Here is a 25,150-nt window from a genome sequence, read left to right as displayed (position 1 = left end):
GGCACGTCTCAACGCGCGTTTCAGCGTATTTCGATCGACCAGGCGGCGGTCTCAGCAACCGCTGCTTTAAGGCGCTGCGTCCAGTACGGACGCAGCTTTTTTTTGCCCTGTGATATCGGCTTCAGCCTTGACGCCCGGGTTACATCAACACACCGTGCACGCGTCTCAATCGATGCGCAAGCCCACCTTGATGGTCACCTGCCAGTAAGCGACCTTGTCGTTCTCGATCTGGCCCCGCGTTTCCGTGACTTCGAACCAGTGCAGATGGCGCAGCGTCTTCGACGCTTTGGCGATGGCGGTGCTGATGGCGTCGTCGATCGATTTGGTCGATGAGCCGGTCAGCTCGATCTGCTTGTAGACGTGTTCGGACATGGACTGCCTCCTTTCTCTCTTCGTTGGTGTTCAAAAAGTATAGGCAACGGGTCATGCGCGTATCGACCCGCATGAGCGAGTCATATCGCACATCGCGTGCCCGATATCCGGCGGCTTCGCGCGGCCGTTATCATGTCCGCGCAACTCAATCTGACAGCCGACGAGGTTCGAACGTGGAAATTGGTTTTTGCGGTCCCGGCCTGATGGGCGCGCCGATGATCCGGCATCTGCTGCGCGCGGAACATACCGTGTATGTCTGGAATCGCACGCGGGCCAAGGCCGAAGCATTGATCGCGGACGGCGCGAACGTGGTCGATACGCCGCGCGAACTGGCGGCGCGCTGTGAGGCGGTGCTGCTGTGTGTCGCGGATGCGGCGGCGGTGGAAGAGACGGTGTTCGGCGCAGACGGATTGTTGAGCGCCGTTCAGACGTCCGGGCCGAGTCGCGTGCGCTGGATCGTCGATCACTCCAGCATTCCGCCGGCCGCGACGCGCGCTTTCGCGCAGCGTGCGGCGGGTGCGGCGACTCGCGAGAGCGCGGTGGCGGCCGCGTCATCAGGCGCGGCCGGCGACGCCCCGGTGGCGCTCGCGTCGACTCAGGCGCTCCACGAACGCATCGGCTGGATCGACGCCCCCGTCTCCGGCGGTGTGGCCGGCGCGAACGCCGGCACGCTGGCCATCATGGCCGGCGGCGCCGAGGCCGACGTAGAAGCGGTCAAACCGCTGCTCAGCGCGTACGCGGCGCGCGTCACCCACATGGGCGACGTCGGCGCGGGCCAGACCACCAAGCTGTGCAACCAGACCATCGTCACCGCCACGCTCGCGGCGATCGCCGAAGCCGTGAGCCTTGCGCAACGCAGCGGCATCGACGCCGCCAAGCTCACCGAAGGCCTCGCCGGCGGCTGGGCCGACTCCGTGCTGCTGCAGATTTTCGTGCCGCGCATGACGCAAGGCGGGCTCGCGCCGATCGGCGCGTTCCGGACCTTTCAGAAAGATATCGACACGGTGGCCGCGACCGCGTACGAGACCGGCACGCCGATGCCGGTGTCGTCGACGGTCCAGCAATTGCTGCGGCTGGGTGCGGCGATGGGGCTCGGCGAGGCCGATCTGTCGGCCTTCATCGACGTGTTGCAAACGCCGCGCGGCGTCCAGCGACAGTAACGCGGCGCGCGTGCGGGTTGAATTCGCGATAACCTGCTAAAATATTGGGTTTTTCGCCGATATCACATTCAAAGGGACGCGCCGTGCTGTCTACCGCCAATATCACCATGCAATTCGGGCCAAAGCCCCTCTTCGAGAATATCTCGGTCAAATTCGGGGGAGGGAACCGCTATGGCCTGATTGGTGCGAACGGCTGCGGTAAATCGACCTTCATGAAGATTCTGGGTTCCGACCTGGAACCGAGCTCCGGCAACGTAATGCTCGAGCCGAACATCCGCCTCGGTAAATTGCGCCAGGACCAGTTCGCGTACGAAGACGTGCGCGTGCTCGACGTCGTGATGATGGGCCACGCCGAAATGTGGGCCGCCATGACCGAGCGCGACGCGATCTACGCGAACCCCGATGCGACCGACGACGACTACATGCACGCGGCCGAACTCGAAGCGAAGTTCTCCGAGTACGACGGCTACACCGCCGAAGCGCGCGCGGGTGAACTGCTGCTCGGCATCGGCATCGCGATCGAGGACCACAACGGTCCGATGAGCAAGGTGGCGCCGGGCTGGAAACTGCGCGTGCTGCTCGCGCAGGCGCTGTTCTCGAAGCCGGACGTGCTGCTGCTGGACGAGCCGACCAACAACCTGGACATCAACTCGATCCGTTGGCTGGAAGACGTGCTCAACCAGTACAACTCGACGATGATCATCATCTCGCACGATCGTCACTTTCTGAACCAGGTCTGCACGCACATGGCCGACATGGACTTCGGCACGCTGAAGGTCTATCCGGGCAATTACGACGATTACATGCTGGCCAGCACGCAGGCGCGCGAGCGTCAGCAGAATGCCAACACGAAGGCGAAGGAACGCGTGGCCGACCTGCAGGACTTCGTGCGCCGCTTCTCGGCGAACAAGTCGAAGGCGCGTCAGGCGACCAGCCGGATGAAGATGATCGACAAGATCAAGATCGAGGAATTCAAGCCGTCGTCGCGTCAGAATCCGTTCATCCGCTTCGAGTACGAAAAGAAGCTGCATAACATCGCGGTGGTGGCGGAGAAGATCTCGAAGAAATACGAGCGCACCATTTTCAACGACTTCAGCGTCAGCGTGCAGCCGGGCGAGCGGATCGCGATCATCGGCGAGAACGGCGCGGGCAAGACCACGCTGCTGCGCTCGCTGCTCGGCAAACTGACGCTCGATCACGGCACGGTGAAGTGGGCCGAAAACGCGAATGTCGGCTACATGCCGCAAGATACGTACGAAGAGTTTCCGGACGACCTGACGCTGATGGACTGGATCGACGGCTATCGTCAGGAAGGCGATGACGAGCAGATGGTGCGCGGCACGCTCGGCCGGCTGCTGTTCAATGCCGACGACATCCGCAAGTCGGTGAAGGTGCTCTCGGGTGGCGAGAAGGGCCGCATGATCTGGGGCAAGCTGATGCTGGGCCGCCACAACGTGCTGATGATGGACGAGCCGACCAACCACATGGACATGGAGTCGATCGAGTCGCTGCAGATCGCGCTGGATAAGTTCGAAGGCACGCTGATTTTCGTCTCGCACGACCGTGAGTTCGTGAGCGGGCTGGCGAACCGGATCATCGAAGTGAAGACGAATGGCACCTTGAATGACTTCGGTGGCAACTATGAAGACTTCCTGGTGAGCCAGGGCGTGCAGTAACTGTCTTAAAACGTCCGGTCATGTCGACCCTTGTCCCGTTAGGACAAGGGTTGACATGTCGATTGCCGGGCAATCGCTCCCTTCGCAATATCAAGCCTGCCTTGCGCAATGCACGGTGACGAGATCGTGTCAGCATAAGAACTGCTGGTGTCGTCACTGATGTGAATATCTTGCATTCCAATATCGCCCTCCATCGCGCTTGAACGGCGTGCACCACCAACCGATTTCCGGAGTCGGTTCGTTCGCGCTCCCTGTCTGTCGTAAGCCGCAGCGTCTCGAAGAAAACGCATTGTCGAATGCTGCGCGCGTCTGAAAAGCCGGCCGTTTAATCACCGAAATAGGCAGATTAAATGCCTGTGCAATTCAATAATTGCCTCGATATTCGTTCCGCATTGAATTGGGTTGCCCTTTGCAAATTATCACAGTTGTCTGATTGCCTTCGCACGATCGTAATACGTAAAATTGCGCAAATTGGCCGTGATTACCTGTACGTGCTCAATTGTGTCTCCACGTCTGCCGTATTCGCTCAAGACGTCTGCCGGACGGACGATTCAGAGCACCACGTGCCGCTATAAGCCGTGAAACCGGAGCCGGCTCAAGTCGAGCGTGGCAACGCGCGGGCGGCGGTTAACCATCCGTTCAACACGACTACTTGGAGGGCTGACACATGTCGGCCACGATGGAAACGATCGCGACCTGCACGACAGTCAACGAGGACAGGAAGACGTATGCCGAGTTGCCGCCGGATACGGAGGGCTATTTGCAGGAGAAGATCGAATATTCACTGAAGGCCCCGGATATCATCAACGTCAGACTGCCGGACGGTTCGAACACGATCTCAATGCTCAAGCAAATCGTGATGACCGAAGCAATTCGTATCGATGAAAAACTGGCGGATTTCCGCTGGCAGTACAAAGTGGAGGTCAGCTTTGATATGTGGCCGAATTTCGCATCGAACGGCGAAAATGCCCCTATCCCATTTCTTAGCGCCAGTGTGGATAAAGGCCCGGGCCGTCGCCATAGCACGAGTCCGTTCCCGAAAGGGCTGGTGCCCGGCTACTTGCGCCGGCCGGACGTGATCATCGTGAGAACTGCGGCGGACCGTTGGCCGGGACGCAGCCCAATCGATCATCAAGGCAATCCGCACATCGATAATTCGTTGCGGCTGGTTGAAGTCAAGTTTCCCGGCGACAGTTGGGGTTCAAGTCAAGAAGATGCCTATCGAAAAATTGCGGGAGCACCGGGGGAATACACGCATCGCATGACCGTGATCGACGTGAGCGACTGTCACGGCGATCTTGAAAAGGCCCGCGTACGAGCGCTCGCCATGTCGCCGGAACAGCGTGAAGCTGAATTGCGACAGAAGCGACGTGAACGACAGCTGCGCGCACCGATCCGAAGCAGGGAGCCGATTCCGGAGCCCGCATGGTACGAAGCCTGGGTTCGACGGGCCGAAGAAGCCGGCGAAGTGACAGTCGCAGCCGTGTGGGATGCACTGAATGGCGGTGCGGATTTCCTGTCGGCTGAAATGCACGCGTGGTTGCAGCAGCATGCGCCGTGGGCACTCACGGCAGGGCAGTGGGTCGTCGATAAATCAAGCGCTACATGGCGATGGGTGGACGAGAAAGGCAACGAGATTCACCGTTACACAACTTCGCAATTAAAAGCCGGCTGGGAAGCAATCGCGCGAACAACCGACATGACGTGGGACCTGCTGAAGCAAGTCAACTGGACGCAGATCGGCACGTCGTTCATCAAGGGGCTGGTGGCTGTGGTAGCCATCGTTGCGGGCGTCGTAGTCGTCATCGTGCTCGCGGAAGTCCTGTTGGCGATCCTGCTCGCGCTCGCGGCAATTGTCGCAACAGCCTCAGGCGCAGTCGTCGCGGCGCTGGCTGTCGCGCTCGGTGTATCCGCTGCCGCTGCGTGAGCGTAGCCACAGCTAATATTGGTGAGAAATCTGAGCATGAGCAATATCGAAGTGACGAAACCAGTCGTATTGACGCCGTTCGCAGCCTACGCGCGCTACCTCGAAGATCTGAGTGTCCGCTTGGCCGACAATAGTTTTGCGGTGAAACCGGGCGTGATCGGGACGGTGTACTTTGCTGGCGGCTCGAAACCGGAAGGGCGACGCGGGCTGCTCGCGTGTTTCGACCGCTTCGATGAGTTGTTCGGCGAACACCTGATTTCCGGCAAAGACGAGGACCTGGCGAAGTTCAGCAAAAAAACAGCGAAGGGTATCGAAAAAATCCGCAAGGTCATCATCGATTCACCGGAATATGAACAGGTCAGCGTGATGCGGTCCAGCGCACCGAATCCCCTGACCGCACCGGACTACCAGATTGCGACGCTAACTGGACGTGCAAGTCCGATGGATTACGAATCTCCGGAAGGCTTCAAAGTAGCCAAAGGCGAAGAAAAAGAAATTTCGTATCTGAAATTTAGCGTTCCGATGGAACTGGTGACTTGCCCTGAAGGACAAGAACAATACGAGCAGTTTCTGCGATACGTGTGTGAGCAGTTAGACGTTTGTGGCGGCTACGGTGGATTGTCCGCCGTGACGGCGTACAACTATCACAACTGGCAGGCTCAGGAGTGGGCAATTGCTGAGCGGTTCAGCGGTATCGAGGTAGATGCCTGCGCGCACTTTGGCAGAGAAGAATATGACCCGACCTCCTATGAAGGCGAACCCTATAATTTAAAGGCTGTATATAACTACCTGCACCCCGGTGCAAAAGTAGGTCGTTGGGGTTTCATCAAAAGCATCAACTGGTACACGCTGATGGGCGACGTATTCGTTGAACGCCTTGGCGGCGACGCTGCGCTGCGTGCAGCATTGGATCGCGCCGACATCCAGATCGAGCGCATCAATCACTGCACGCTCGTGCGTGCCGGTCCGATCCCACGCCTGGGGGCACCCGAAGAAGGGTTGCCGGAACCCTATGTGTTCGTCAACAAGGTGTTGCGTGTGCTGCGCAACCCGAAGCCGGATGGACTGCACTGGTACGACCCGCAGTTGCAGAACGCGGACAGCAAGAACGCACGCGCGTGGGAGGCCCGCTTTGATCTGCCAGACGCCCCGCCAATTCCGGCTACGCCGACCATCGTTCCTCAGCCGGTGACGCGGGAACCGGGCCGCCGTAGCGTGCGGGGCGGTAGCCCATGCCCCGAGGCGGGTTGGTGGCAGACGCCCGCGAAGGCGGGAAGCCGTCGCTATTTCGAAGCGGGGGAAATCATGCCGGTCTTTGCGGGAAGTAGTTGGGGAGAGACAAACTGGGTTTGGTCTGCGGACGAGAATACATAGTGACTGCCACGCAATAACGCTCACACCTGACCCGCATCAACAAACCCCGCCACCATCCCACGCCATCCCGTCACGCCTTGACCTGAAACAACGCCTCCCGGCCCGCACCGACGATGATCGCCAGTTCGACCATCCGCCATCGGGCCCGTCATGTTCACCTCTCACGCATTCCCTCCGCTCACTCTCCGTGGCCGCTCGTTACTGCCGATCGTGCAGGGCGGCATGGGCGTCGGCATCTCCGCTCACCGGCTGGCCGGCAGCGTCGCCCGTGAAGGCGCGCTAGGCACCATCGCCAGTATCGACCTGCGGCATCATCATCGCGATCTGGTCGAACAATGCCGCCAGTCGCCCGACCGCGCCACGCTCGAACAGGCCAACCTCACCGCGCTGGCACGCGAAATCCACGCCGCCAAAGCGCTCAGCAAAGGCCGCGGCATGATCGCCGTGAACGTGATGAAAGCGGTCAGCGCGCAAGCCGACTACGTGCGCACCGCCTGCGAGAACGGCGCCGACGCGATCGTGATGGGCGCGGGCCTGCCGCTCGATCTGCCCGACATGACGCAAGGCCACGACATCGCGCTGATCCCGATCCTGTCGGACAGCCGCGGCGTCGCGCTGATCCTGAAAAAATGGATGAAAAAAGGCCGCTTGCCCGACGCCGTGGTGATCGAACATCCGGCGCATGCGGGCGGCCATCTCGGCGTCAACAACGTGGCCGACATGCAGGACCCGCGCTTCGACTTTCACCGGATTCTCGATGAACTCGACACGGTCTTCACGACGCTCGGCTTGCAACGTCGCGAGGTGCCGCTGATTCTCGCGGGCGGCATCAATAGTCACGAGGCCGTGCGCGACCTGCTGAACGCGGGCGCGAGCGGCGTGCAGCTCGGCACACCGTTCGCCGTCACCGAGGAAGGCGACGCGCATCCGAATTTCAAGCGCGTACTCGCCGAAGCGACGCCCGACGACATCGTCGAATTCGTGAGCGTGACGGGGCTGCCCGCGCGCGCGGTGAAAACCCCTTGGCTGATGCGCTATCTGCGCCATGAAAACAAGATCCGCGAGCGGGTCGGCGCGCTCAAACACGCGTGTCCGACCGCGCTCGAATGCCTCAGCGCGTGCGGCTGGCGCGACGGTATCGAGAAGTTCGGCCACTTCTGCATCGACACGCGACTCGCGGCGGCATTGCGTGGCGACGTGGCCAACGGCCTGTTCTTTCGCGGCCGCGAAGCGTTGCCGTTCGGCACCGCGATTCGCAGCGTTCACGATCTGATCGAGCTTTTGCTGACGGGCGCAACGCGACCAGCTGTCGCAGGGCGATGGGCGTTTTCGCTCGGTTGATGCGTATCAACGTGTTTTGTGGCGAGAACTTCGACAATCCCCGCACGCAAACAACATTCGGGGAAGCAGATGAAGCTCTCACACAGAAACAGAATCCGGGCCTTCGCGATCGCGGCGAGCCTGCTTGGCGCAAGCGTCATGACCACGCAGGCGCATGCCGCCGGCGACGACGAGATGAGCGGCATTCACGCCGGCGACGTGCTGGTGCGTCTGCGCGCCATCAGCATCATGCCGAACGTGGGCACGAACCAGTCGCTGAAGGCGCTCAACGTGGGCGTCAACAACGCAATCGTGCCGGAACTGGATTTCACCTACATGATCCGCGACTACCTGGGCGTCGAGCTGATTCTCGGCACGTCGCGGCATCAGTTGACGTCGAGCCTCGGCAACCTGGGCGGCGTGAACGTGTTGCCGCCCACGCTGCTGCTGCAATATCACTTCAACCACGCGGGCAAGATCCGTCCGTATGTCGGCGCGGGTATCAACTACACGCTGTTCTATAACGACGGTTTGCATGCCGGCGCAGCGCCGATTTCGGTCACCAATCACAGCTTCGGCCCGGCGCTGCAGGCCGGCGTGGACGTGCAGGTGACCAGGTCGCTGTTCGTCAATGCCGACATCAAGAAGATCTGGATGCACACGGACGCGTCGCTCGGAGGTCAGTCGCTCGGACGCTTGAATATCGATCCGGTGGTAGTGGGACTGGGCGTCGGGATGCGCTTCTGATTTTTGCCGCGAAGTTCGCTGCGGACTTTTGCTGCGGACTTTTGCCGCGAACGCGCGACGGCAGGTTGCCGTCACGCCGACGCGGCAGCCTACAGCTTGTCGTTCCTGAACCGCATGGCGGTTCCTTCCTGCTCGATACGCACCCACACCGCGCGTTTTTCCTCGTCGCTCAGGAACACCCAGTTGGAGACTTCAGTAGCGGTGCGGCCGCAGCCTTTGCAGACGTCGTCGAACAGTGTGGAACAGACGCCGATGCAAGGGCTGTCGGGAAGATCGTGGAGATTCGAAGCCATCGGAAACCTTGAGCGGAAAAGCGAAGTGCCGCTATGTTAACCGATGCGCGGCCCGCGACTCGCCGAACCAGGCCGCGTGGCCGCGGTTCGCGTACGGTTGGCAGCATCCGCGGGACCGCCGCAATACACGGCGGCGCGGGTGAACCTCAACGCGCGATGCTGTAGCCGATCCGCGCCATCCAGTGCTGGCGATTGTTGTAGTCCAGCAAGTCCTCGCCGTAGCCGTTGAAATACCCCACCCACAGATAGCCGCCCCACGCGTTGCCCAGCAGTTTCGCGAGCGGGTAGGTCAATTGCGAATCGACGCTGCCGTACCAGTGTTTGGTGCCTTTGCGCAGCGTGGTGGCCAGTTGCCAGCCGTCCGGGCTGCCGTATTTGATCAGCAGGTCCACGTAGCCGCGATAGTCGGCGATATCGGGGTTGTTGCTGGTGCCGATGTAGTAGTAGAAGCGCGGCGACACCGTCAGATGGTTGGCCGTCAGATCGCCGAATTCCCATGTCGGCCGGATGAAGGGCAGGTTGATGCTGCGCGAGTCGGCGCCGGCCTTGCCGTTCGATTCATGCGCGAAGCCCGCCGCGAACCCCATGCGGGTGAACCAGGAACTGCGCCAGCCGGTGTCCGGCACGTAGTAGAACAGTTGCGGCGAATAGGTGGTGTCGCGGAACGGCCGCGAATCGGCGGAGAGATCCCAGATCGAAGTCTGCGTGTACGCGAAATACAGGTTGTCGGTGAAAGCCTTCGAGCGCAGATCGTCGGGGATGCGAAGCCGGTATTTGAAGCTCAGTTGCAGCCGGGCGTTGGTGTCGCCGTTATGGCCGGCGGCGAAGTACATCGGCTCGTAGTAGGACACGTGCGAAAGCACGCTGCGGCCGGTCGTGGCCAGCGAGTCGCCCGGTGGCGACATGGCGTCGCCTGTCGGACCGTCCACCAACGCAGCGGTCGCGGCGGCCTGCGCCGGGGTGCTGGCGTGGCTTTCCGAGCGCTCCGCCTGGGCGATCGCGTCCTGCTGCGGCCCGCGATTGATGGCCACGAGCGCCGGCGACGCATCGAAGCCCACCGGGTCGATCCGGACCTCGCCGCGCGCGTATTGCGGCCACGGCGCGGAGAAGCGCACCTTGCGGAACTGGCCGGGCTGCAGATGCAGCGTGTCGGGCACGCCGGGCTCGCGTTGCAGATCGAGCGGCTGGGGCGACTGTTCGGCCGCGCTCAGCGTCACGCGCAGCGTCGGCGGGACGGTGACGGTGAGCGGTTTGGCGTCGTCGGCGGAATAGAGCAGAGTGATCTGCAGCGGCTCGTTCGCCGCGGCCACGCGGGCCGGTTGCAGCATGGCGACCGTCGCGCGGGCGTCGCCGGACCAGCCAGCGGCGCACGCGATTAGCAGGAACAGCAGCGTGGCGGGAAAGCGCATAGGCGATTGTTCCAAGGGGGAAACGGTGATGTAGTGGGACGCTGGCGGCACAAAAACGGCTGCCGTAGAAACCCGGCAGCCGCGTCGAAACAGGATGCATAACCGGCGCACCGCCTCGAAGGGCCAGCAAACCGGTCACGACCACTTATTCGAGAATACTTACAAAATCACTTCATTACCAGGTAGATGCGACAACCTGCGACAAAACATCGTCACGCGCCCAACGCCAGCTGCCACAGCAACGCGACGTTGAGCACCACGATAAAAGCGGCGGACAACCACGCCAACGCAAGCCGCGTGCCGCGCACGTGCCAGCCGCGCATGAGTTCCGCGTCAGATGTGTAGCGGATCAGCGGCACGACCGCGAGCGGCAGTTGCAGGCTCAACACCACCTGGCTCGCCACCAGCAACTGATTCGAGCCATGCTGGCCGAACAGACCCACGGCGACGAGCGCCGGCCCGATCGCGAGCGCGCGGGTCAGCAACGCGCGCTTCCAGCGCGGCAGGCGGATTTGCAGGAAGCCTTCCATGACCGTCTGACCCGCCAGCGTGCCGGTCACGGTGGCGCTCAACCCGCACGCGAGCAACGCCGCCGCGAACAGAATGCTGGCCCAGTGCGTGCCGACGAGCGGCGCGATCAGCCGGTGGGCATCCGCGAGATCCGTGACGTCGCGATGACCGCTCGAATAGAACACGGCGGCCGCCACGATCAGCAACGCCGCGTTGATCACGAACGCGAAGCTCAGCGAGCCGATGGTGTCGAGATTGACTACGTGCAGCGCGGCCTTGATCTGCGCGTCGCTGCTGTCGGGCGCGTGGTGCTTGACGAGCGCCGAATGCAGATAAAGGTTATGCGGCATGACCGTCGCGCCGACGATGCCCGCCGCCAGCCACACCATGCCGGCATTGCGCAGCAGTTCGAGACTCGGTGCGGTGCCGGCTAACGCGGCATGCCAGTCGGGCCGCGCGAGCGCCAGTTCGACCACGAAGCACAGCCCGACGAAACCAATCAGTGCGGCGATCACCGCTTCGAGTTTGCGGCCGCCTTTCTGCTGAATCGCGAGCAACGCGAACGTGCAGACCGCCGACATCAGCACGCCGACCGTCAGCGAGACGCCGAGCAGCAGTTGCAACGCCACGGCGCTGCCCACCACCTCGGCGACGTCGCAGGCAATGATCGCGATCTCGCTGGTCAGCCAGAGCAACAGCGTGCCGCGCGGGCTCGAGCGTTCGCGGCAGATCTGCGCGAGGTCGCGCCCGGTTACCACGCCAAGGCGCGACGATAGCCATTGCATCAGCATGCCAATCAGACTGGCCAGCAACACGATACTGAGCAACTGATAACCGTAGCCCGCGCCGGCGCCCAGCGCGGTGGCCCAGTTACCGGGATCGATATAGCCGACCGCGATCAGCGCGCCCGCGCCGACGAAAGAGAACCAGTGAGCGGGACGTACCGGCCCATCGCCCGGCAGACGCCGGCGGCGGTTTGGACGCAATGCGGACGGATTGGTGTTCATCGATACCCGAGGTTCAAGACTGCATGCCTGTGCAAGCCACGTGCCCGTTCGCTGGCGGCACGCGACGCGATCCTGCCGGAGCGCACATCGCGCGGTGCGCTGCGCTTCGACGCTTCGTCAGCTATTGTGCACCGTCGTACGCGCCGCGGCTGACGCTGGCCGCAACGTTAGCCGGACAGCATAGGATTCGCGCAAAACGGCCGTGCCTCGCCGCTGCCGATCCGCACGCGGCGCAGGCCGGAAGCGCCAGTTTGACAACAAGCTGACAGCGCCCGGCCGACGGTGTTTTTTTCGGGTAGACAGGCGCGAATAACCCGCTAAAATTGCGGCCAATTTTCCAGCGGTACGGCTTGCGCTGTACCGTTTGCGCGACAGCCCGGGATTTTTTTTGGAGCGCGCAATAATTAATGGTAGTTTTCGGGTTTTTCAGGGGAGCCGTGCGCGCGGTGCCGCGGCGTGAGAGATGACGGTCGGCTCAGGCCGGTCAGGATCGGAGAACGGAATGAAAAGACGGGTAGTGGGGCAGGTGGCGGCGCTGGTCTTGTGCGCAACGCCGTGGTTGACGGCCGCTGCGAAAGATACGCAGTTGAACGTGTATAACTGGTCCGATTACATCGCCAAGGACACCATTCCGAACTTCAGCAAGCAGACCGGCGTTCAGGTCAAGTACGACAACTACGACAGCGACGACACGCTGCAAGCCAAGCTCCTCACCGGCAATTCCGGCTACGACATCGTCGTGCCGACCAGCAATTACGCCGGCAAGCAGATTGCTGCGGGCATCTTCGCCCCGCTCGACAAATCGAAACTGCCGAACCTCAAATACCTCGACCCGTCGCTGATGGCGCTCGTAGCCGGCGCGGATCCGGGCAACAAGTACACGGTGCCCTGGGCGTACGGCACGACCGGCCTTGGCTACAACGTCACGAAGGCGCAGCAGATTCTCGGCAAGAACGTGCCGCTGGATAGCTGGGACGTGCTCTTCAAACCCGAAAACATCTCGAAGCTGAAGGCTTGCGGCGTGTCCGTGCTCGACGCGCCGGACCAGATGTTCGCCGCCGCGCTGCACTACATCGGTAAAGATCCGATGAGCACGAACCCGGCCGACTATCGCGCCGCGCTCGAGATGATGAAGAAGATCCGTCCGTACATCACGCAGTTCAATTCGTCGGGCTATATCAACGACCTGGTCGGCGGCGACGTGTGCTTCGCGTACGGCTGGTCGGGCGACGTCGTGATCGCCAAGCATCGCGCGGTCGAAGCGAAGAAGGCGTTCAGGATCGAGTACTACATTCCGAAGGGCGGCGCGCCGGTGTGGTTCGACGTGATGGCGATTCCGAAAGACGCGAAGAACAAGGAAGCCGCGCTCGAGTGGATCAACTACATCGAAACGCCGCAGGTGCACGCCGCGATCACCAACGCCGTCTACTACCCGAGCGCCAACCTCGAAGCGCGCAAGTACGTGGATAAGGACGTGGCGAACGACCCGGCCGTGTATCCGTCGCCGGAAGTCATCAAGACCCTGTTCCTGCTGAAGCCGCTGCCGCCGGAAATCCAGCGTCTGCAAACGCGGCTGTGGACTGAATTCAAGTCCGGCCGCTAAAACGCCGTCAATGTGAACGGGTAATGCATCATCATGAAGCCCTCGGTATCCACCGGGGGCTTTGTACGTTAAACGCCGGAGTCAAGCATTGTGATGAGTAGTGATCAGTCGGGCGCAGCGGCGGGGAATGCCGCGCCGTCCCTCAGTATGAGCGCCGTGTCGGGCGACGCCGCGGACCAGTTCGTCCAGATCGTCGACGTCGTCAAGAAGTTCGGCGAATCCGTGGCGGTCAAAGGGGTCAACCTGTCGGTGAAGAAGGGCGAACTGTTCGCGCTGCTCGGCAGTTCCGGTTGCGGCAAGTCGACCTTGCTGCGCATGCTCGCCGGGCTCGAAACCATTACGTCGGGCAAGATCCTGATCGACGGCGAAGACCTCGCGCAATTGCCGCCGTACCGCCGGCCGGTCAACATGATGTTCCAGTCGTACGCGCTGTTTCCGCACATGAACGTGGAGACGAACGTCGCCTTCGGTCTGAAGCAGGAAGGCGTGCCGAAGGCCGAACTCAAAGACCGCGTGCAAAGCGTGCTCGATCTCGTGCAGATGGGCCGCTTCGCGAAGCGCAAGCCGAACCAACTCTCGGGTGGCCAGCAACAGCGCGTGGCGCTGGCGCGCTCGCTGGTCAAGCGGCCCAAACTGCTGCTGCTCGACGAACCGATGTCCGCGCTCGACAAGCAGATCCGTCAGCGCACGCAGATCGAACTGGTCAACATTCTCGACAAGGTCGGCGTGACCTGCATGATGGTCACGCACGATCAGGAAGAGGCGATGACCATGGCCAGCCGCCTCGCCGTGATGAGCGAAGGCGAGATCATCCAGCTCGGCACGCCGCATGAGGTGTACGAGTATCCGAACACGCGCTTTTCGGCGGAGTTCATCGGCTCGACCAATCTGTTCGACGGCCATGTTGTCGAAGACGAACCCGATCACGTGTTTATCGACACGCCGGATCTGCCGTGCCGTCTGTATGTGAACCACGGCATTACCGGCCCGCTCGGCATGCCGGTGACCATCTCGGTGCGGCCCGAACGGATCGCGCTCACGCGCAAGCCGCCCGAGGGCGCGTACAACTGGGGCAAGGGCGTCGTCACGAATATCGCCTACATGGGCGGCTATTCGCTCTATCACGTCAAGCTCGAAGCCGGCAAAACGGTGATTGCGAACGTGACCAGTCTCGCGTTGACGGAGATCGACACGCCCACCTGGGGCGACGAAGTGTACGTGCGCTGGAGCGCGTCGGCCGGTGTGGTGCTGACGTCATGAAGCGTTCGTTCAGTTCCCTCGCCAACTGGCCGGTGCGGCGCTTTAATCTGACCGGCCGCACCGCCGTGGTGGCCGGGCCGTTCGTCTGGCTGCTGCTGTTTTTCCTCGTGCCGTTCCTGCTGGTCGTGAAGATCAGCTTCGCCGATCTGCAACTCGGCATTCCGCCCTATACGGAGCTGAGCACTTTCGCGGATGGCGCGGTTCATATCACGCTCGACCTGTCGCATTACGCGTTTCTGCTGACGGACAGCCTGTATTTCGCGACCTATGTGAATTCGGTGGTGGTCGCCGCGATCTCGACCTTGCTGTGTCTGCTGATCGGTTATCCGATGGCGTATTACATCGCGAGATCGAATCCGGCGAGCCGCAACCTGCTGATGATGGCCGTGATGTTGCCGTTCTGGACGTCGTTTCTGATTCGCGTGTATGCGTGGATCGGGATTCTGAAGAACAACGGTTTGCTGAATAACTTCCTGATGTCGATCGGCCTGATTCATTCGCCGATCGAGCTGTATCACACGAATACGGCTGTCTACATCGGCATGGTGTATTCGTATCTGCCATTTCTCGTCATGCCGCTGTACGCGCATCTGGTGAAGATGGACATGACGCTGCTCGAGGCGGCCTACGATCTCGGCGCGAAACCGTGGAAGGCGTTCTGGCAGATTACCTTGCCGCTGTCGAAGAACGGGATTATCGCGGGCTGTTTGCTGGTGTTCATTCCGGCGGTGGGGGAGTATGTGATTCCTGAACTGCTCGGTGGCGCGAACACGCTGATGATCGGGCGAGTGATGTGGAATGAGTTCTTCGACAATGCCGATTGGCCGATGGCGTCCGCTGTGACGTGTGCGATGGTGTTGTTGCTGCTGGTGCCGATGGCGTTCTTCCAATACGCGCAGGCGAAGGCGATGGAGGAAAGGCGCTGATGAAGCCGAACCGGATTTTGCTGTTTGTGTTCCTCGGGATTGGGTTTCTGTTTTTGTATATTCCGATTGTTAGTCTTGTCGTCTATTCGTTCAACGAGTCGCAGTTGGTCACCGTCTGGACGCGGTTTTCTACGCGGTGGTATGCGGCTTTGTTGCAGGACGATGAACTGATCGCGGCGGCGTGGTTGTCGTTGCGGGTGGCTTTGATGACGGCGTTTGCTTCGGTGGTTATTGGCACCTGGGCTGGGTTTGTGTTGGCCCGTATGGGGCGGTTTCGTGGGTTTACGCTCTATACCGGGATGATCAATGCGCCTCTGGTTATTCCTGAGGTCATTCAGGGGATCTCGCTGCTGTTGCTGTTCATCGAGATGGCCAAGTGGTTGGGGTGGCCCGCCGGGCGCGGGGTCTTCACCATCTGGATCGGCCATGTCATGCTGTGTATCTCCTATGTCGCGATCATCGTGCAGTCACGGGTTAAGGAGTTGCATCCCTCTCTCGAAGAGGCCGCGCTTGATCTTGGGGCTACGCCGATTCGGGTGTTCTTTTTTATTACCCTGCCGTTGATCTCTCAGGCACTCGTTTCCGGGTGGTTGCTGTCCTTCACTCTCTCGATCGATGATCTCGTGCTGTCTGCGTTCTTGTCCGGGCCTGGGTCGACTACCTTGCCTCTCGTCGTCTTCTCTCGGGTTCGGCTTGGGCTTAATCCTGAGATGAATGCGCTGGCTACTCTGTTTATTGCTGTGGTTACGGTTGGGGTTGTTGTCGCTAACTATCTTATGCAGCGGGCTGAGAGGAAGAAGGCTGTTATGGCGGTTTAGGCTTTGCGGGGCTTTGGGCTGTGATCGTGGGGTGTTGGCCTCTCCTTGATTTCATGGTGGTCTATTGGCAAGAGAAAGCCGCTCACACCGCTAATCCTTAAGCGGGTCCCCCGCACAGTCACGGTAGTGGCTCATCTGGAATCCGTGCCCTCACACATTCCGCTCTTGTGGCACAGCAGTCATTCTTCCGGCGGCGCTGCGCGCGCCGTCGTGGTTTTCTTTGACCGGTGCGGCGAATTGTGGCGGTACGGTTTGCAACGCTTGCTTGATGTCGGGGTCAATCTTTTATCAGTTTGATCCGGTTTTCTTTGACATCGACGAGGTGCGTATGGGCGAGGGGGGAATCAGGAATCTGAATTATCTTCGCGTCTTTGTCGCCGTCGTCGAACACGGGAGTTTTACCGCTGCGGCGGAGCGTCTCTGCATCTCTAAATCGCTCGTGAGCGAATATCTCAGTCGCCTCGAAACGGAAATCGATACCCAACTCGTCCTGCGTAGTACCCGCAAAATCGCCCCCACCGATGCCGGACTGACCCTCTACCTCGCAGCACAGGAATTCGTCAGCCATCTGCAGGAAACCGTCGGCAGCATCCGGCAACTCCGCCACAAATCAGCCGGGCTGCTGCGCGTCGCGGCGCCCAGCGCGTTCGCCACGGCGCTGCTGAGTCGCGTCGTCGCCCTGTTCGTTAATCAATATCCGCATATCGATGTGGAAATTCTCTGCAATGACCTGGACGTCGATCTGATCGGGCAACGCATCGATCTCGCCTTCCAAACCGGCTGGCCTAAAAAGAAAGGCTTTCGCATGAAATCGCTCGGCTCCTTCGAGCAATTTCTCGTTGCGTCGCCCGACTTCGCGCGGCAACACGCCGCGCCACGTCATCCGAATGATCTGCACGGCGCGCACTGGATCACGCACGACGGTCAGGCCAATTCGGGTTATTCGCTGTTCGTCAACGACGGGCAGTCCGCCCGCATTCCCACCAATGGACGCCTCAAAGTACAAAGCGTCCTGCTCGCCCTTCAACTGGTACTGGCAGGCGCCGGCGTCGGCGTGTTCCCCGACTATCTCGTCGCCAAAGACCTGCGCGAAGGGCGTCTGTGCCGCTTGCTGCCGGCCTGGACTACGCCGCCAGGGGGCATCTATGCGTTTCGTACCGCCGCCCGCCATGCGTCGATCCGGGAGCGTCTGTTTCTCGATGCCGTGCAGACGTATCTGTCGGATCTGGATCGCATCCATCGAGTCGCTCCGGGTGTCGATGCAACAACTCAACCCGCCGGTACGCCGTCGAGGTCGACCTGATACAGCGCGAGCCAGCTATTGAGCCGGGTGGTCGACTCCACCAGAATCCGTTCCAGTTCGGCAAGGCCGCCGGCCGTGATGCGCGTCGCGAACCTGTTTAACGCGTCCCGGTCGATAAAGGGCTGCAGCGGCGCGCGTGGGTCGTCGAGCGCCGTGTTCAGACGGGCGATGAGGCCGCGGTCGTAGGCGGGCGTCTGGATCGACGGATAAGCCGCCTTCTTGCGGCGCAATACCGATTCAGGGAGTAGATCGTCCGCGGCAGCCCGCAGCAGCGCTTTGTCGCGGCCGTCGAAGGTCTTCATCGCCCAGGGAATGTTGAAGGCGTACTCGACGAGCCGGTGATCGCAGAACGGCACCCGTCCTTCGATCGCGTTGGCCATGCCCATCCGGTCTTTCTTGTCGAGCAGCAGCGGCAGCCAGCGCGTCAGCGTCAGATAGCTCACCTCGCGCGTGCGTCGCTGTTCCGGGCTCTCTCCGGCAAGGCGCGGCACTTCCGCGAGAGCCGCGCGATAGAGATCGGCTTCGTATTCGTCGAGTTTCAGTGCGTCGATGAAATCCGCGCGAAACAGCGCGCGGGGATCGAGGCCGCGATGCGCGCCGAGCTTGAGCCACGGAAAAGTGTGCGCGCGGCGCGCGGCCGGATCGGTAAACCACAGGTAACCGCCGAAAATTTCGTCGGCGGCTTCACCCGATAGCGCGACGGTCGCGTGCCGGCGTATTTCGGCGAACAACTGATGCAGCGACACATCGAGGTCGGCGAAGTTGAACGGTAGATCCCACGCGCGCAGCACCGCTTCGCGCACTTTGGGATCGAGCAGCGCGGCATGGTTCAGCTCGATCGTGTGATGGTCGCTGCCAATATGCCGCGCGACTTCGCGGGCGAACGGCGCGTCGGCCGTCGGACGAACCGGGTCGGCCCGAAAGTGTTGCGTGTGCCCGGTGAAGTCGACGCAGAAGGTCGGGAGCCGGCCGCCGCCGGACGCGTTGCGATGTTTCTGCGCAAGTGCCGCGACGGTACTCGAATCCACGCCGCCGGACAGCAGCGCGCACAGCGGCACATCGGCGATCATCTGGTGCGACACGATGTCGTCGAGCAACGCGCGCAGCGTCGCGATGGTCGTCGGCAGATCGTCGGTGTGCGCGCGCGCCTCCAGCGCCCAATAGCGCTCCTCCACGATGCGCCCGCGCCGCACCCGCAGCAGGTGGCCCGGCTTCAGCTCACGCATGCCGGAGAGCGGCACCCGTCCCGGTGTGCGCAGAAAGAGGAGTGCGTCGCAGAGCCCTTCGGACGAGGTGCGTGCCCGCACGTCGGGGTGGGCGAGAATCGCTTTCGGTTCGGAACCGAAGATCACGCCGTGTGCCGTCGGATAGTAGAACAACGGCTTCACGCCGAGGCGATCACGCACAAGCAGAAGCTCGTGCCGCACCGTATCCCACAGCGCAATCGCATACATTCCGTTCAGGCGTTCGACGAACTGCGCGCCCCACTGCAGATACGCGTGCAGCACGACTTCGGTATCGCACCGTGTATCAAAGCGGTGGCCGAGCGCGCCGAGTTCGGCCCGCAGCTCGCGAAAGTTGTAGGTTTCTCCGCCGTAGCAGATCACCGCGCGAGGCAGGCCGCGCGCATCGTACGCGGGGCTGCACATGGGTTGCGCGCCGTGTGCGGGATCGATGATCGCGAGCCGCCGGTGTCCCAGCGCCACGTGTGTATCGAGCCACAGGCCTCGCCCGTCCGGGCCGCGATGAGCCAGGCTGTCGGTCATCCCGTCGACGATGGCCGCGGTGCACCGCAAGTCGCGTTCGAAGTCGACCCATCCAGCGATCCCGCACATGGTAGCTCCCTTGAGTTGAACGATTAGGAATCGGACGATCTAGATGCGGCCGCTGCGCAGCCTGTCGAAGTAATCGTCTCCGTTCATCGACGCCATGTCTTTTGCTCCGCTGAAGAAGGGCTCAGACGGCTGCATCACGCGGCAGTTTCAAAAGATGCGGGTTGTCCAGCGGTGGCTCGCTATGCACGTGAACGCGGCGCAGATGTCGCCCGCTGCGGCTGACGAAGCGTTCGCGTCCGTGCAGCAACGTGAAGTTGTCGGTCAGCACGACATCGCCCGTTTGCCAGCGATGCGCGTAGTGCGCGCGCGGATCGTAGAGCGCATGCCGCAAACTGGTGAGCAGCGCTTCCCGCTCGTGTGCGCCGATGCCGTCGAACGCGTAGATCGATGGATTGATAAAGGTGCTGTCGCCGTCGACCGGTGGTTCGCAAAACCGCAGCACCGGAAACGCGCGCCGTGGATGCCGGCCGACAATGGGCGCCGCCACCGTGGCGCTGTAGAGCTCGACCGTTCGTTGATAGATTCCGCTGGCCCGGCGCCACAGCGCGTGGGCCTGCGGCGTCGCGATGCGCAGCGCCTCGGTCGTGCTCGAAAACGTGGTGCGTCCGCCTTGCGTGTCGTCCGGTGCGCGGACGCAATGAAATAGCTGGTATTCCGGCACGGTTTCCAGATACATCCCGTCCCAATGCAAAGGCACATAGCCGCTCGCAAAGATATGGTCCTGGGGATCGGCATGCTCGACCAGTTCGAGCACCGCGCCAAATGGCCACATCATGATTTCGCCGAACGTCGCGCAGAAACGGGTCAGGCTGTCGGCGTCGTCGAAGCTGTCGAAACCGCGCAAGACAACCAGTTGATGGCTGTGCACCAGCGCGCGCAGCCATTCGATCCACAGTTCGTCGACGTGAAGATCCGCGCGGCGCGAGGTCACGAGGATGCCGAACGAACAGGCGTTGCCGGTGCTGCCGATCAACGGTTCGAGGGTCAGCGATCGTTGGACGAAGAGGTCGTTCATTGAACCTCCGGCTTGGCCGTCAGGATGACGTTAGCGCGCGCCCATGCCGGATGGCGACGGCTGTTTGTGGGCACGGGAGGATAGCGATTGGCGGGATGCGATGGATCGATCCGATAGTGGCTCGGTTGCTGATCGTGCATCACGATGCGGCCACCTAGCCGCTCGGCGTCGCGGCGTTTCATCAGCGTGAACTGTCCTTTGCGTTCGACCGCGACGCCGTGCCACGGCGTTAGCCAGTTGTCGTGCGTCGGCATCAGGTGGATGCCGATCTTTGGGCTGGCTGCCGGCTGCGGATGGATCGACAGACGGATCGCGTCCGGGAACCGGTCGCCGAGCAGCGCGCCCCATGCCCAACTGCGTTGAATCACGCCGAGCGCGCGAGTTTTGGCGTCTTTCTGCAGAGCGGTTCGGGAGCCGCGATAGTGAGCCGTCAGGCCGTCTTCGAACAGGAAGCGGGTGATGGCGCGATAGAGCTGCGTACCCGCTGGATCGTCGATGAGTTTCTGTTTGATCGTGTCGATCGGGTCGGCGTATTCGTCGACTAGCCGTTCGCGCATTTCATTGAAGTTTGTGGCGCTGGTGGCGTGTGGACTGATGTGTTCCAGGTTGAAGAGGGTGAGATGGTCTGCGCGGCAGTCGGCGATGATGTGTTGCAAGGTCTTCTGATAAGCGCTGATGTCGTGATCGTCGACTCGAATCAGATCGCCGAAGACGCGGCCGTCCGAGCAGATTTTTATTTTGGCGCCGGGCGGGTGGTGGCGTTGAATGCGCTGACAGAACGTATTGAGGAAGGAGAGCGAGAGCTTTTCCGCCATGTCGGGGAGGCGGCCGAGTACTTTCGCGGGGTTGGGGGATTTCGATGGGAAGGCGGGTAGTACGAATTCGATGGGGTTGTTGGCTTCGACGAAGGACTGGATTTTGGGGAGGTGGGTGCTGGTGAGTATTTCGTTGTCGTTGTGTGTTTCGGATGCGGGTTTTTGTCCTGGGTGGTGGCGGTGGATGTGGGTTATCTCTTCGAGGATTAAGAGGGAGATTTGGAGGGTTGGGTCGTGGGGCATGGGGTTTTGCGACCTTCGGTGGGGGCTGGTGTAGGGGAGTTTATTTTTTGCGGGGTGGGGGATAAAGGGGGTTTTGTTGAAAGGTGTGTTTGGGGAATTTTTGAGGTGTTGGTTTTTTTTGTGTTGGCCTTTCCTTGAATTCACGGTGGTCTATTAGCGATCCCCCTGTGCGGGGGGCACCTACTTTTCTTTGCCTGCCGCAAAGAAAAGTAGGCAAAAGAAAGCGGCTCACACCGCCAGCTCATAAGTGGGTTTGGTGGTTTACCACCGGTAGTGGTGCATCTGGAATCCGTGCCCTCGCACACTCGGCGGCAGTGACAAAGCCGTCATACATCCTGCCTCGCGCAATGCGCTCGTCAGAACGGTTTGCCTGAAACCAGGGGCTTCGTTTTTTTGTGGGGAAGGCCATCGGCCTCGCGTCGGCGACGCTACGCCAACGGACCGGCATGGCCCGAAAAATACTGCTGGTTTTGTGAACGACCGGGACGGCGCGCGCAGCGCCGCCGGAAGAATGACGCCTTTGTCACCGGCGCGGAATGTGCGAGAGCACGGATTCCAGATGAGCCACTACCGTTGCTGTGCGAGGAACCCACTTCAGAATTAGCGGTGTGAGCGGCTTTCTCTTGCTTACTTCTCTTTGCCGCGGCAAAGAGAAGTAAGTGCCCCCCCGCACAGGGGGATCGCTAATAGACCACTACCAACACAAGGAAAGGCCAACACCAAAAGAGCACACCCAAAACCGCACAGCACACCAAAACCAAAAAATTCAAACCCGATACCCCACCCGAACCCCACCCCAATGCCTCCCCCCCACAAAAACCGGCGCGGACGCATCCTTCATCAACACAAACTCCCCACCCCCCATATCCCGCCGATACGTCTGCAACAAAAACCGCTTCGTATGCGAAGCCGCAGCAATCCCGGTCCGATCATCGAACATCCGTCGATTCCGGCAATTCGCCATATTCCACACAACATCCTCCCGCTGCGCCAAAGAGAACTTCAGATTATGCGTAGGCAAATACCCGCGCAAATCGACTGCAGCACAAAACGCCACCCGCGAATCGAGCTTGAGCAAAGGCTCCTGAATCGCCGGCAACACCCGATCGGTAAACGAAGTAAACCGGGTAACGAACTGCGGAGGATTACTCCCGGCAACCGGCACATACCGCTGATCGAACAGATCCTCAATCGACACTTCACCTCGCGCGACAGCGCCCTCGAACACCTTGCTCACCGCCGCCGCGGCCCGCTGCACCGCATCGATAAAAAGCGTATCCGCCGTCTCGACGCCGGTCGCGGCCGTCAATTCGATCAACGTCTCCGACACCCCGAGCAGATTCCCCAACCGGTCCTTGGCCTGCGCAAAGTTCTCGCTGGAATCCTCGACGCCGCTCGCCATCTCCAGCACCTGCGCCTCGAGCCCGTCGCACTGCGTTTCGATCTCGCCGGTCAACGCGGCAATCTCGCCCGCCTCGTTGTTCAACTGCGCAATCGCGTCGCCCGTCGCATGCACGACGTCGCCGATCTTGCGCGTGCCTTCACGCACCCGATGCGCCCGCGCGGTATTCACCGATCCCTCGCTAATCAGTTGCTCGGTCTGCTGCGTGAGTTGCGCGAGCGTCGTCTCGATCTGCCCGGTAGCCTGCGCGGTCTTCGCCGACAAATTCTTCACCTCGGCGGCCACCACCGCGAAACTCTTGCCGGATTCGCCCGCACGCGCCGCTTCGATCGCGGCGTTCAACGCTAGCAAATGCGTCTGCCGTGCGATCAGCGAAATCTCTTCCGACACCCGGCTCACATGCGCCAACGCGCTGCGTAACGCGCCGATCTGACTCTCGATCACCGTCACGCCTTCAACCAGTCCGTGAATGTCGGCGAGCGAGGCCTGCAAAGTCTCCTGCGACGCCTGCACGCCCGTCGCGGCTTCGGCCGACACATTGCGCATTTCCCGCGCGGCCGTCGCAATGCGATGATTGCCCGCCAGTGTTTGCGCCGCCGATTCGCGCAGCGCGCGGCAGACCTGCGCCTGGCGTTGCACGCGCGCGGCGACTTCCTCGACGTGGCCCGAGACGTCGCAGATTTCAATGCCCAGTTTGCCGGCTTGCGCCGCAATATCGCCGACCACACCCTGTGACTGAGTCCGTCTGCGGAATTTGAAACGCATCATTTACGTCTCCTCGATGGCGCGCGTGGCGCGCTCGGGTTGCGCTGTCATCCATGGCGTATGCAGCGTCTCCTCGATGCGTTTACGGCAGACTTTCAAGCGACTTGATACGGGCTATCCCGCAGTCGTTATGATGGGCGGTCAAACCGCCATCCGCAGCCCTAATATCTTGCCTTCGCCCATCATGATCGACTCCTTCGCGCGCGTTTCGGGCTGGCAACAGCTCTATCACCTGTGGGAACTGATCGTGATGCTCTGCAAGTTCTTGTGGGGGCTGTTGCGTTTTCTCGGCGGCGGGTGAGTGGAACCGGGATGACGTTCAGGCCGGCGCGCGACGACTGTCTTCGTCAATCGAAACACCTGCGCCAGGCGTGCCGAGAAACGCGCGCAAATCGGTCATCACGCGCCCGGGCGCCTCTTCCATCGGAATGTGCCCGAGCCCCGGATACATCACCGATTTAGCGCCCGGAATACGGCTCGCGAACTCGCTCGCGTGTGCGGGCGGAATCCAGCGGTCCTTGGCGCCCCACAGCACCAGCGTGGGCACGTCGAGCGTTCTGAGCACCTCCGTGTCGACCTCGTTGAAGTCGAGTGTCGGCACCATCTTGCCGATCGCGGTGCGCGCGCCCTCGGCGTGAAAGAAATCGACGTAGCGCCGCATCGTCACCGCGTCGATCTTGCGCGGATCGCCGTACACGTTGCGCACCGCGCTTTTGACAATGGCTTCGGGCAGCCACCACGGCGAACTCAGCCGCACCAGCGCGTGATTGAACAGGTCGATGTAAATCGGCAGCTTCATCGGAAAGCCAGCGGAATCGATCAGCACCAGACGCTCGACGGCGTCGCGGTGGCGCACCGCGTAGTCCCACGAAATCAGCCCGCCGAGCGAGTTGCCGATCAAGGTCGCGCGCGCAATGCCGAGCGCCTGCATGAACGTGTCGATGAAGCGGCGATAAGTCGGCAGGTTCATCGTCTCGATTTCGCCGCTGCTGGAACGCAGCGGGCCGGTGACGCCGAACGGCGGCAGATCGAGACGAATCACCCGATGCCCGCGCTTGAGTTCATCGGCGACACGGTTCCACGTATGCAGCGACGACGCGAAACCATGGATCATCACGATCGTGTCGCCGCTGCCTTCGTCGATGTAGTGCACGTCGGCGCCCATGATCTCGACGAACTGCGAGCCGGGTTGCGTGTAGCGGCGGCGCAATTCATCGCGCGGCACGCTGGTCAAGCCGAGGCGCGCGGCGAGCGAGCGCGGCGGCAGCGGCGCGGTGGCGGGTGAGGTGGATTCGACGCTTGCCATGATGCTTGTCTCCCTTGTTGTTCGACTAGTCCCACTGGTTCGAATGCTTTGCTTGCTTCGAATG

Annotated in this window: 21 protein-coding genes; 12 read left to right on the top strand and 9 right to left on the bottom strand. The window is 61.5% G+C overall.

Going from position 1 to position 25,150, the window contains the following annotated elements; all coding sequences use genetic code 11:
• Positions 1-165 precede the first annotated feature (165 nt).
• Complete coding sequence (locus tag FA94_RS00815; protein WP_035545955.1) at positions 166-372, bottom strand: dodecin; 207 nt, start codon at positions 370-372, stop codon at positions 166-168.
• 173 nt (positions 373-545) lie between these two features.
• Here FA94_RS00815 and FA94_RS00810 point away from each other — a divergent pair, with 173 nt between their 5' ends.
• The 6 genes from FA94_RS00810 to FA94_RS00785 all read left to right on the top strand — a co-directional run bounded on the left by FA94_RS00810 (position 546) and on the right by FA94_RS00785 (position 8,576).
• A complete protein-coding gene (locus FA94_RS00810; protein WP_035545953.1) occupies positions 546-1,532 on the top strand; it encodes an NAD(P)-dependent oxidoreductase in 987 nt (328 codons plus the stop codon).
• 83 nt (positions 1,533-1,615) lie between these two features.
• Positions 1,616-3,208: an ABC-F family ATPase gene (locus FA94_RS00805; protein ID WP_035545951.1), complete on the top strand. Its 1,593-nt coding sequence runs from the start codon at positions 1,616-1,618 to the stop codon at positions 3,206-3,208.
• Positions 3,209-3,875: 667 nt separating this feature from the next.
• Positions 3,876-5,135 (top strand): VRR-NUC domain-containing protein, encoded by a 1,260-nt coding sequence (locus FA94_RS00800; RefSeq protein WP_035545949.1) that lies wholly within the window; start codon positions 3,876-3,878, stop codon positions 5,133-5,135.
• A gap of 36 nt (positions 5,136-5,171) precedes the next feature.
• Positions 5,172-6,509 carry a type VI immunity family protein gene (locus tag FA94_RS00795; protein WP_035545948.1) on the top strand — a complete coding sequence of 446 codons (1,338 nt, stop codon included), beginning with the start codon at positions 5,172-5,174 and terminating at the stop codon, positions 6,507-6,509.
• A gap of 150 nt (positions 6,510-6,659) precedes the next feature.
• A complete protein-coding gene (locus FA94_RS00790) occupies positions 6,660-7,850 on the top strand; it encodes an NAD(P)H-dependent flavin oxidoreductase (RefSeq protein ID WP_035545947.1) in 1,191 nt (396 codons plus the stop codon).
• 69 nt (positions 7,851-7,919) lie between these two features.
• Entirely contained in the window at positions 7,920-8,576 is a 657-nt protein-coding gene (locus tag FA94_RS00785; RefSeq protein ID WP_035545945.1) for an OmpW/AlkL family protein, read from the top strand.
• Positions 8,577-8,665: 89 nt separating this feature from the next.
• Here FA94_RS00785 and FA94_RS00780 read toward each other — a convergent pair whose 3' ends face one another.
• From FA94_RS00780 to FA94_RS00770, 3 genes are all read right to left on the bottom strand, one after another.
• Complete coding sequence (locus tag FA94_RS00780; RefSeq protein WP_035545942.1) at positions 8,666-8,869, bottom strand: DUF1289 domain-containing protein; 204 nt, start codon at positions 8,867-8,869, stop codon at positions 8,666-8,668.
• A gap of 146 nt (positions 8,870-9,015) precedes the next feature.
• Positions 9,016-10,278 (bottom strand): phospholipase A, encoded by a 1,263-nt coding sequence (locus tag FA94_RS00775; protein WP_035545940.1) that lies wholly within the window; start codon positions 10,276-10,278, stop codon positions 9,016-9,018.
• Positions 10,279-10,490: 212 nt separating this feature from the next.
• Complete coding sequence (locus FA94_RS00770; RefSeq protein WP_035545939.1) at positions 10,491-11,795, bottom strand: Nramp family divalent metal transporter; 1,305 nt, start codon at positions 11,793-11,795, stop codon at positions 10,491-10,493.
• 502 nt (positions 11,796-12,297) lie between these two features.
• Here FA94_RS00770 and FA94_RS00765 point away from each other — a divergent pair.
• The 5 genes from FA94_RS00765 (at position 12,298) to FA94_RS00745 (ending at position 17,705) form a co-directional block, all read left to right on the top strand.
• Positions 12,298-13,398, top strand: a complete 1,101-nt coding sequence (locus FA94_RS00765) for a polyamine ABC transporter substrate-binding protein (RefSeq protein WP_035545938.1) — start codon at positions 12,298-12,300, stop codon at positions 13,396-13,398.
• 93 nt (positions 13,399-13,491) lie between these two features.
• Positions 13,492-14,658, top strand: coding sequence for a polyamine ABC transporter ATP-binding protein (locus FA94_RS00760; RefSeq protein ID WP_035545936.1), 1,167 nt, complete (start codon positions 13,492-13,494; stop codon positions 14,656-14,658).
• On the top strand, positions 14,655-15,584 hold the full coding sequence (locus FA94_RS00755) for an ABC transporter permease subunit (RefSeq protein WP_035545934.1): 930 nt from the start codon (positions 14,655-14,657) through the stop codon (positions 15,582-15,584). The genes FA94_RS00760 and FA94_RS00755 overlap by 4 nt, the downstream gene beginning before the upstream one ends.
• Entirely contained in the window at positions 15,584-16,402 is an 819-nt protein-coding gene (locus FA94_RS00750; protein WP_035545931.1) for an ABC transporter permease subunit, read from the top strand. Before FA94_RS00755 ends, FA94_RS00750 begins: the two co-directional genes overlap by 1 nt.
• A gap of 328 nt (positions 16,403-16,730) precedes the next feature.
• Complete coding sequence (locus FA94_RS00745; protein WP_081935783.1) at positions 16,731-17,705, top strand: LysR family transcriptional regulator; 975 nt, start codon at positions 16,731-16,733, stop codon at positions 17,703-17,705.
• On the opposite strand, the gene asnB is transcribed toward FA94_RS00745, so the two are convergent.
• From asnB to FA94_RS00725, 4 genes are all read right to left on the bottom strand, one after another.
• Entirely contained in the window at positions 17,672-19,540 is a 1,869-nt protein-coding gene (gene asnB, locus FA94_RS00740; RefSeq protein ID WP_035545929.1) for an asparagine synthase (glutamine-hydrolyzing), read from the bottom strand. The genes FA94_RS00745 and asnB overlap by 34 nt on opposite strands.
• A gap of 121 nt (positions 19,541-19,661) precedes the next feature.
• The gene (locus tag FA94_RS00735) at positions 19,662-20,555 is read right to left on the bottom strand and encodes a TauD/TfdA dioxygenase family protein (protein WP_035545927.1); all 894 of its coding nucleotides are present in this window, start codon (positions 20,553-20,555) and stop codon (positions 19,662-19,664) included.
• Positions 20,552-21,613, bottom strand: coding sequence for an L-tyrosine/L-tryptophan isonitrile synthase family protein (locus FA94_RS00730; RefSeq protein WP_081935621.1), 1,062 nt, complete (start codon positions 21,611-21,613; stop codon positions 20,552-20,554). The genes FA94_RS00735 and FA94_RS00730 overlap by 4 nt, the downstream gene beginning before the upstream one ends.
• 766 nt (positions 21,614-22,379) lie before the next feature.
• Positions 22,380-23,783 (bottom strand): methyl-accepting chemotaxis protein, encoded by a 1,404-nt coding sequence (locus FA94_RS00725; protein ID WP_035545925.1) that lies wholly within the window; start codon positions 23,781-23,783, stop codon positions 22,380-22,382.
• Here FA94_RS00725 and FA94_RS38460 point away from each other — a divergent pair.
• Positions 23,770-24,081, top strand: coding sequence for a hypothetical protein (locus FA94_RS38460; RefSeq protein WP_156126475.1), 312 nt, complete (start codon positions 23,770-23,772; stop codon positions 24,079-24,081). The genes FA94_RS00725 and FA94_RS38460 overlap by 14 nt on opposite strands.
• An 18-nt stretch (positions 24,082-24,099) precedes the next feature.
• On the opposite strand, the gene FA94_RS00720 is transcribed toward FA94_RS38460, so the two are convergent.
• On the bottom strand, positions 24,100-25,086 hold the full coding sequence (locus FA94_RS00720) for an alpha/beta fold hydrolase (protein WP_035545923.1): 987 nt from the start codon (positions 25,084-25,086) through the stop codon (positions 24,100-24,102).
• Positions 25,087-25,150 lie beyond the last annotated feature (64 nt).

The organism is Burkholderia sp. 9120, from assembly GCF_000745015.1.
Classification (GTDB): domain Bacteria; phylum Pseudomonadota; class Gammaproteobacteria; order Burkholderiales; family Burkholderiaceae; genus Paraburkholderia.
Note: the sequence above shows the minus strand (reverse complement) of the source record. Positions and strands in the feature narration are given on the sequence as shown.